At 53.4% G+C, this 7561-nt stretch carries 10 protein-coding genes; 9 read left to right on the top strand and 1 reads right to left on the bottom strand.

Translation table 11 applies throughout. The features are described from left to right. Positions 1-93 precede the first annotated feature (93 nt). The 9 genes from rplQ to ACE99V_RS12135 all read left to right on the top strand — a co-directional run bounded on the left by rplQ (position 94) and on the right by ACE99V_RS12135 (position 6950). Entirely contained in the window at positions 94-453 is a 360-nt protein-coding gene (gene rplQ / locus ACE99V_RS12175) for a 50S ribosomal protein L17 (RefSeq protein ID WP_400491360.1), read from the top strand. Between the two features lie 115 nt (positions 454-568). Further along, positions 569-1420, top strand: coding sequence for an energy-coupling factor transporter ATPase (locus ACE99V_RS12170; RefSeq protein ID WP_400491359.1), 852 nt, complete (start codon positions 569-571; stop codon positions 1418-1420). Next, positions 1396-2274: an energy-coupling factor transporter ATPase gene (locus ACE99V_RS12165; RefSeq protein WP_400491358.1), complete on the top strand. Its 879-nt coding sequence runs from the start codon at positions 1396-1398 to the stop codon at positions 2272-2274. The genes ACE99V_RS12170 and ACE99V_RS12165 overlap by 25 nt, the downstream gene beginning before the upstream one ends. A gap of 2 nt (positions 2275-2276) precedes the next feature. Continuing rightward, positions 2277-3074, top strand: a complete 798-nt coding sequence (locus ACE99V_RS12160) for an energy-coupling factor transporter transmembrane component T family protein (RefSeq protein ID WP_400491422.1) — start codon at positions 2277-2279, stop codon at positions 3072-3074. Further along, a complete protein-coding gene (gene truA, locus ACE99V_RS12155; protein WP_400491357.1) occupies positions 3071-3805 on the top strand; it encodes a tRNA pseudouridine(38-40) synthase TruA in 735 nt (244 codons plus the stop codon). The genes ACE99V_RS12160 and truA overlap by 4 nt, the downstream gene beginning before the upstream one ends. Positions 3806-4047: 242 nt before the next feature. Then, positions 4048-4485, top strand: coding sequence for a 50S ribosomal protein L13 (rplM, locus tag ACE99V_RS12150; protein WP_400491356.1), 438 nt, complete (start codon positions 4048-4050; stop codon positions 4483-4485). Positions 4486-4504: 19 nt separating this feature from the next. Then, complete coding sequence (gene rpsI, locus ACE99V_RS12145) at positions 4505-4897, top strand: 30S ribosomal protein S9 (protein ID WP_400491355.1); 393 nt, start codon at positions 4505-4507, stop codon at positions 4895-4897. A gap of 124 nt (positions 4898-5021) precedes the next feature. Beyond that, positions 5022-5741, top strand: a complete 720-nt coding sequence (gene cwlD / locus ACE99V_RS12140) for an N-acetylmuramoyl-L-alanine amidase CwlD (protein ID WP_400491354.1) — start codon at positions 5022-5024, stop codon at positions 5739-5741. 105 nt (positions 5742-5846) lie between these two features. Beyond that, entirely contained in the window at positions 5847-6950 is a 1104-nt protein-coding gene (locus ACE99V_RS12135) for a P-loop NTPase (protein WP_400491353.1), read from the top strand. 263 nt (positions 6951-7213) lie between these two features. Here ACE99V_RS12135 and ACE99V_RS12130 read toward each other — a convergent pair. Then, a partial coding sequence (locus ACE99V_RS12130; RefSeq protein ID WP_400491352.1) for a transposase occupies positions 7214-7561 on the bottom strand: 348 nt, incomplete at its 5' end.

Here is a 7561-nt window from a genome sequence, read left to right as displayed (position 1 = left end):
CTTGGAGGAAGTACAGGAAAAGCTGCAAGAGTTGGGTCTTTCCCTGCGCAGCGATGACTAGGTTGATCTCGCACATGAGAGGGAGGTAAGAACATGGCATACCGTAAATTGGGTCGTCGTTCCGCGGCTCGTAAGGCGCTGTTCCGCGACTTGGTAACGGACCTGATCATCAACGAGCGCATCGAAACTACTGAGATGAAAGCGAAAGAACTGCGTCCGATCGCTGAGCAAATGATTACGCTGGCAAAGCGCGGTGATCTGCATGCTCGTCGTCAAGTGGCTGCTTTCGTGCGTAAAGAAGTTGCGAACGCTGAAGGCCGCGATGCAGTTCAAAAGCTGTTCGATGAAATCGCTCCGCGTTACAAAGAGCGTAACGGCGGATACACTCGTATCCTGAAAGTTGGTCCTCGCCGCGGCGACGCTGCACCAATGGCGTACATCGAATTAGTTTAATACTTGCATGAAGTTGAAAAGGGTGAGGGGCAGATCTGGTCTTCGGCTGGACTCTGATTCATACCCTTTTTTCTTTTTAGTCCTGCTTGCAAGCATGGAGGATGTGAAGCGAACCATGAATGAGGAGCCTTTGCTGACGTTTCGAGATGTTTCGTTTGCCTATGAGAGCGATTGGGAACAACGTGTGGTGGTACTGCAAGGCATCAACCTGTCTATTGAACGGGGAGCCTTCGTTTCGATTTTGGGCCACAACGGTTCGGGAAAGTCCACTCTGGCAAAACTGATGAACGGCCTGCTGCTTCCCAGTGAAGGTGTGGTCATTGTCAGTGGGGTTGAGACCCGTAATTCCGAAGCGATATGGGAAGTTCGACGGCATGTTGGCATGGTGTTTCAAAATCCGGACAATCAGATTGTGGGAACCACGGTCGAAGATGACGTCGCATTTGGTTTGGAAAACCTGGGAGTAGAGCCGGGTGAGATGCGTCGCCGAATCGACGAGGCGCTGTCTTCTGTCGGAATGGAGCAGTTCCTGACGGCTCAACCGCATCGTTTATCCGGCGGCCAAAAGCAGCGGGTGGCCATTGCCGGCATTATTGCCATGCGCCCTTCCCTGATCATCCTCGACGAGGCGACAGCCATGCTTGACCCGCAAGGACGAAAAGAAGTGATGTCCCTGGTGTACCGACTGAATCGGGAAGAGGGCATTACCATCCTCAACATCACCCATTTTCCCGAAGAGGCTGTCCATTCCGACCGCGTGATTGTGATGCGGGCAGGGGAAGTCTACATGGACGGGACGCCGGCTGACGTGTTCGGTCAGGTGGAGCGCTTGCAGGCGGCAGGTTTGGATGTACCCCAGGCTGTTCGGATGCGCCACAAGCTTGTCCAAAATGGTCTGGAAATGCCGCCGGTATTGCACCAAGAGGAGCTGGTGGATCATTTATGCAGATTGCTTTTAACCAAGTAAGTCACGTCTACGGGAGAGGGACCCCTTTTGAAAAGGCTGCCCTGTCCGACGTGACGCTAACCATACCCAGCGGTGCTTATGTTGGCATCATCGGGCAAACAGGTTCAGGCAAATCGACACTGGTACAACACTTGAACGGGCTGCTGCGCCCCACCTCAGGAACGATTGCCATCGGGAACAGTACGATCACGCCGACCACAAAGCTGGCGCCGGAGCAGCGCAGACAGATCGGGTTGGTGTTTCAGTACCCGGAGCATCAGTTGTTTGAAGAGACGGTCCTCAAGGACGTAGCATTTGGCCCTCTGAACTTTCATCTTCCCCAGGACATGGCGATGGCGCGGGCGCGGGAAGCGATTGAACTGGTCGGCCTTCGCTATGAGGAGGTAAAAGACCGCTCTCCGTTCCAGCTGAGCGGCGGGCAGATGAGACGGGTCGCGATCGCAGGAGTTCTTGCGATGCAGCCTAAGGTGCTGGTGCTGGATGAACCGACTGCGGGACTTGATCCGGAGGGCCGTAAAGCCATTTTGGAAGGGATCTACCGGATTCACCAGGAACAGAAGTTGACCACGCTGCTGGTCACACACAGCATGGAAGAGGCGGCGCGCTACGCCGATTGGCTGATCGTGATGGCCAAGGGAAAGGTAGCCATGCAGGGGAAGCCTGAGGAGATTTTCAGTCAGGGGGACCGCCTTCGTGAGCTGTCTTTGGACGTGCCGGAGACGATTGCCCTCGTCAGCGCGTGCAACGAACGGCTGCCTGAAGGAAGCAAGCTGCCGTACTCCCTGTATCGGGAGGAAGATCTGGTGGCGTACCTGCTGGAACGGCTGCGAGTTCCGAGGGAGGCGAGACGATGAGTGTGCTGCAAAATTTCGCCATCGGTCAATATGTACCCGGAGAGTCGTTTCTCCATCGCCTTGACCCTCGCAGCAAAATGCTGTTCATGATTCTGTTTGCGACGCTTGTCTTTTTCGCAAATACTCCCGTTACGTATGGACTCTTACTTATTTTTGCCTTGCTCTGCCTGTGGGTGTCCCGAATATCGGCCTCCTACATTCTCAAAAGCTTGCAGCCGGTCTGGATTCTGCTGCTGTTTACCGTTGTGCTGCATCTGCTGGTCACCAAGGGAGGGGCAGTCTATTTTCAATGGGGTTGGCTTACTGTCGAGGAAGAGGGTGTGCGTCAGGCGGTCTACATGTCCCTGCGACTGGGCCTTCTGGTGATCATGAGTGCCCTTTTGACGTTGACCACCTCTCCGATTGACCTGACCGAGGGATTGGAGCGTCTTCTGGGACCGGCCAAAAAGATCGGCGTACCGGTTCACGAGATTGCTTTGATGCTGTCCATTGCCCTTCGTTTTATCCCGACGCTTCTCGAAGAGACGGACAAGATCATCAAGGCGCAAATGGCCCGCGGCGCCGACTTTGAAAGCGGAAATCTGATCCGCCGGGCGAAAAATCTCATTCCCATTGCCATTCCCCTGTTTATCGGCGCCTTTCGTCGGGCCGAGGAACTGGCTCTGGCGATGGAGGCGCGCGGGTACCGTGGCGGCGAGGGCCGCACCCGATTACGCAAACTTTCTTTTTCCTGGCGGGACGGGGTCATTCTCGTCCAGGCCGTGATCCTCACCCTGCTGATCGGATGGTGGCGTGCATGAGGCGACTCAAGTGTATCGTCGCTTACGACGGAACAGACTTCAGCGGCTTTCAGGTTCAGCCGGACCAGGTGACCGTTCAAGGGGAAATTGAGGCCGCTCTTCAGCGGATAACGGGTGAAGCCATCCAAATTGCAGGGTCAGGGCGCACGGATGCCGGCGTTCATGCCCGCGGACAGGTGTTTCATTTTGACACCGAGAGCAATATACCCGTGGAGAAGTGGTCATTTGTCCTCAACAACCAGCTGCCGGATTCCATCGTCATCCGTTCCGTGGAGGAAGTGGATGCGTCCTTTCACGCCCGCTTTGACGTGAAAGTCAAAGAATACCGCTACTGCATTGACAACGGACCTGTCGCCGATGTATTCCGCCACCGTTACGCTGATCACATCCGCCACCCGCTTGACGTGGAGGCGATGCGGCAGGCTGCCCGGCATCTGCTTGGGGAGCACGATTTCACCTCGTTTTGTTCGGCCAAGACGTTCGTGGAGGACAAGGTCAGGACGATCTTTGACTTGCGGGTGGAACGCTGCGGGGATGAGATCTGGATTATTTGTCGCGGAAACGGATTTCTCTACAATATGGTACGGATTATCGCAGGCACCCTCGTTGAGGTAGGGCAGGGGAAAAGGTCTCCGGACGAACTGAGGGAGATTCTGCTGGCCTGCGATCGCGAACGGGCAGGCAAAACAGCGCCGGCGAAAGGGTTGACCATGTGGGAAGTAACCTACTAGGATTTTCTCCAACTTTCCAAGTATTAGCGCAGAACATGGCACTTGACTCTTGCCCTTCCATGTAGTACGATATTCCTTGGTATTTTCATACCCCGCTAGCCCCACTCTAGCCCCGGGATTGAAAAACAAGTACGAAGTTTTTATGGAACACCTGGAGAAGTTGCTCTCCCGTTACAAAGCGACAATCTCCTCACAATGTTGAAGATTCCTTGTTGACCGTAACACATTTAGGAGGGACAAACATGCGTACCACATATATGGCGAAACCGCTCGAAGTAGAGCGCAAATGGTACATCGTAGACGCAGAAGGTCAAACGCTCGGCCGCCTGGCTAGCGAAGTGGCTTCCATCCTGCGCGGTAAACTGAAACCTGAATTCACACCTCACGTTGATACAGGCGATTTCGTAATCGTGATCAACGCTGACAAAATCAAGCTGACCGGTAAAAAGCTCAGCGACAAAATCTACTATACCCACTCCCTCTATCCGGGTGGTCTGAAGGCGACAACTGCGGGCGACATGCTGAAAAACAAGCCTGAACGCATGTTTGAAATCGCTGTAAAAGGCATGCTGCCGAAAAACAGCTTGGGTCGTCAAATGTTCACCAAGCTGAAAGTATACGCTGGTTCTGAACATCCGCATGCAGCGCAAAAACCAGAAGTTTGGCAAATTCGCGGCTAAGTAAAGGGAGGAAAGACTCGTGGCACAAGTACAATACTACGGTACAGGTCGTCGTAAACACTCCGTAGCACGTGTTCGCCTGGTTCCGGGTGAAGGTCGCATTGTGATCAACAAACGTGATATGGATAACTACTTTGGTTTGGAAACTTTGAAACTGATCGTGAAACAACCGCTCGTTCTGACTGAAACTCTCGGTCGTTACGATGTTCTCGTAAACGTATCCGGTGGCGGTACTACTGGTCAAGCTGGTGCAATCCGTCACGGCGTGGCTCGCGCTCTGCTGAAAGCAGATCCGGAACTGCGCGGCGCTCTGAAGCGCGCAGGCTTCCTGACTCGCGACCCGCGTATGAAAGAGCGTAAAAAATACGGTCTCAAAGCAGCTCGTCGCGCTCCTCAATTCTCCAAGCGTTAATTGTTCGACGGCAAACGAACCCCCTTGTCTCCATCGCGAGGCAGGGGGTTTTTATCTTGCGTCATAAATTCCCCGCTTTGTCCATAGATATGAAAGAGAGTATGGGACAAAGGGGCGGTTGAAGGTGGCACGAAAAGTAGTCGGCTGGGTCCTTGCATGTGCTTTGCTGATCGTCATTTTTACGTACAAAGCGCCTGAACACTCCTCGTGGTCGACCTGGTCGCTTCCGTTGGCCGGCACGGTGATCGCCCTCGATCCAGGACACGGCGGCATCGACGGGGGAGCCGTTTCTACAGACGGAAAAGTCGTGGAAAAAGACGTTACGCTGGCGATTAGTCTTTACCTACGGGATTTTTTGCAGCAGTCGGGTGCTTATGTGATCATGACCCGGGAAGAAGACAAGGATTTGGCCTCTCCTGAGGCGCACAAACAGCGAAAGCGCAAGTCGGAGGATATACGCAACCGCGTCGCCTACATCAACGAGAATGCGCCGGATTTTTTGGTAAGTGTTCACGTGAATTCGATCCCCTCCCCTAAGTGGTCAGGAGCACAAACGTTCTACTACCCGGCGTATAAGGAAAGCGCGGAGATGTCGTACCTGATCCAGGACGAGATCAAACGCGTGCTGGAGAACACGGATCGCCTTCCGAAAAAGACGGACGACGTGTTTATGATTCGAGAGGTCAAATGCCCCGCCGTGCTCGTCGAGGTGGGCTTTGTAAGCAATGAGGCAGAGGCGAGGCGACTTCGTTCCTCCGAGTACCAAAAGGCCATGGCCAACGCGATTTATCAGGGCATTCTGCGCCATTATGCAGGAGAAAAAGTTCCGGTTACGCCAGAATAGCCCGGACTGCCGGAAACGAATGCCCCGGCCCTTTGTATATGCTATAATGGACGCGCGTACGTATGTTTTGGTAAAACAGATCCCTTACGATATGAGGTGGGCAATATGCTGACGAAAGAGCAAGTCTTGGAAGCGCTTCAAGACGTGAAAGATCCTGAGATCAACCGCAGTCTCGTGGAACTCAATATGATCCGCAACATCCAGATTGACGGGGACCAGATAAGCCTCACAGTAGTCCTCACAATCTCCGGCTGTCCGCTGAAAGCCAAGATCGAAGAAGATGTCATCCATGCGCTCAAAGCGTTAGGGGCCAAAGAAGTGCGTGTTCAATTCGGCACAATGACAGACGACGAGCGGGCGGCGTTGAGTGCGCAGCTGCGCGGCAACCAGACGCACAATATGGCGCCGGGACAAGCACAACTGCTCAATCCGATTCTTGCCAAGGATTCGAAAACCACGTTTATTGCCGTTACCTCCGGAAAAGGAGGAGTGGGGAAATCCACGGTGACGGTCAACCTAGCTGTTGCCTTGGCGCGACTCGGAAAGAAAGTGGGAATCATTGACGCGGACATCTACGGATTTAGTGTGCCCGACATGATGAACATCGAGCAGCGGCCCACTGTCATTGGCGAGGTTATTTTGCCAATTGAAAAATTCGGCGTGAAGGTCATGTCCATGGGCTTTTTTGTGGAGGACAACTCCCCGATTATCTGGCGCGGCCCGATGCTAGGAAAAATGCTGCGCAACTTTTTCTCAGAAGTTCACTGGGGAGATGATCTCGATTACCTCCTGCTGGATCTGCCTCCTGGTACCGGCGACATGGCGCTGGATGTTCACACCATGATTCCGCAAAGCAAAGAAATTATCGTAACCACTCCGCATGCCACGGCTGCGTTCGTGGCTGCTCGCGCAGGTGCGATGGCCAAGCGTACCGGCCATGAAATCCTCGGCGTGGTGGAAAATATGGCGTGGTATGAAGCGAAGGACGGTTCCAAGGAATACGTGTTTGGCCGAGGCGGAGGTGCCAAACTGGCTGAGACGCTGGCAACAGAGCTGCTGGCTCAGATTCCGCTGGGTCAACCGGAAAACCACACGGCCGAACCGGATTACTCTCCGTCGGTGTACAAGGCTCAATCACCGATTGGAAAATTGTATCTGGATATGGCAAAACGCGTGATGGAAAAATGCCAAACAACGGTAAACCAATAGCAGTGAAAAAGGTGGGCTCCGATAAAGAGCTCACCTTTTTTTAGTGTATAAGAATTTATAAATTTGGACATCCCATACAGCCGCTAGAAAAGTGTTCGGGGCCCCGCCCGGCGAAGAAAGGGACCCCACTCGGCTCAGCGATAGCTAATGCCGAGTGGGTTGAGGATAGCTAGTTACTCCTGAAAAAATCGTTTTTTGGCAGATGCATCTCATTGTGGTGAACTCAGGGGGGCAACCGTGTAACTGTATCCGTTAATCGTTGCTTATTTGGCCATTTGGGCTGCTCTTCTGAGGTTATGAGCCCAGATTCCGAAGCCAACCCAGGTTTTTGAGCCGACAAAGCCCCTGTACCGGCTTCGGTTTAAGCCGTACTTGCGTTTCAACAAACTTATTCTTGCTTCTCCCGCTGCACGGTATCGTTGCAAGTTTTTAAACCAGAGTTGTGATTCATGCTCTGTCCGTTTCTTGCTTTTCTTCCCGCAATGCGGGGTGCACACATAACGAACTCCCGCCTCTGTCAAGGCGGTTTCATTGGTTTTCTTGTAAAAACCGCGATCCGTAGCGACAGCATGGGGAACTTCTTTAAATCGTTCTTTATGCTGCTCGACGGC

This window comes from Brevibacillus soli (genome assembly GCF_044759095.2).
Taxonomy (GTDB): Bacteria; Bacillota; Bacilli; order Brevibacillales; family Brevibacillaceae; genus JBIYSM02.
The sequence above is the reverse complement of the archived record's forward strand: the minus strand, read 5'-3'. Positions and strand labels throughout refer to the sequence as shown.

What these genes read in the sequence shown, in the direction of transcription:
- truA (WP_400491357.1), top strand. Translation starts at nt 3,071, where the DNA reads ATGAGGCGACTCAAGTGTATCGTCGCTTACGACGGAACAGACTTCAGC.
- ACE99V_RS12135 (WP_400491353.1), top strand. Translation starts at nt 5,847, where the DNA reads ATGCTGACGAAAGAGCAAGTCTTGGAAGCGCTTCAAGACGTGAAAGAT.
- rplM (WP_400491356.1), top strand. Translation starts at nt 4,048, where the DNA reads ATGCGTACCACATATATGGCGAAACCGCTCGAAGTAGAGCGCAAATGG.
- ACE99V_RS12165 (WP_400491358.1), top strand. Translation starts at nt 1,396, where the DNA reads ATGCAGATTGCTTTTAACCAAGTAAGTCACGTCTACGGGAGAGGGACC.
- ACE99V_RS12170 (WP_400491359.1), top strand. Translation starts at nt 569, where the DNA reads ATGAATGAGGAGCCTTTGCTGACGTTTCGAGATGTTTCGTTTGCCTAT.
- rplQ (WP_400491360.1), top strand. Translation starts at nt 94, where the DNA reads ATGGCATACCGTAAATTGGGTCGTCGTTCCGCGGCTCGTAAGGCGCTG.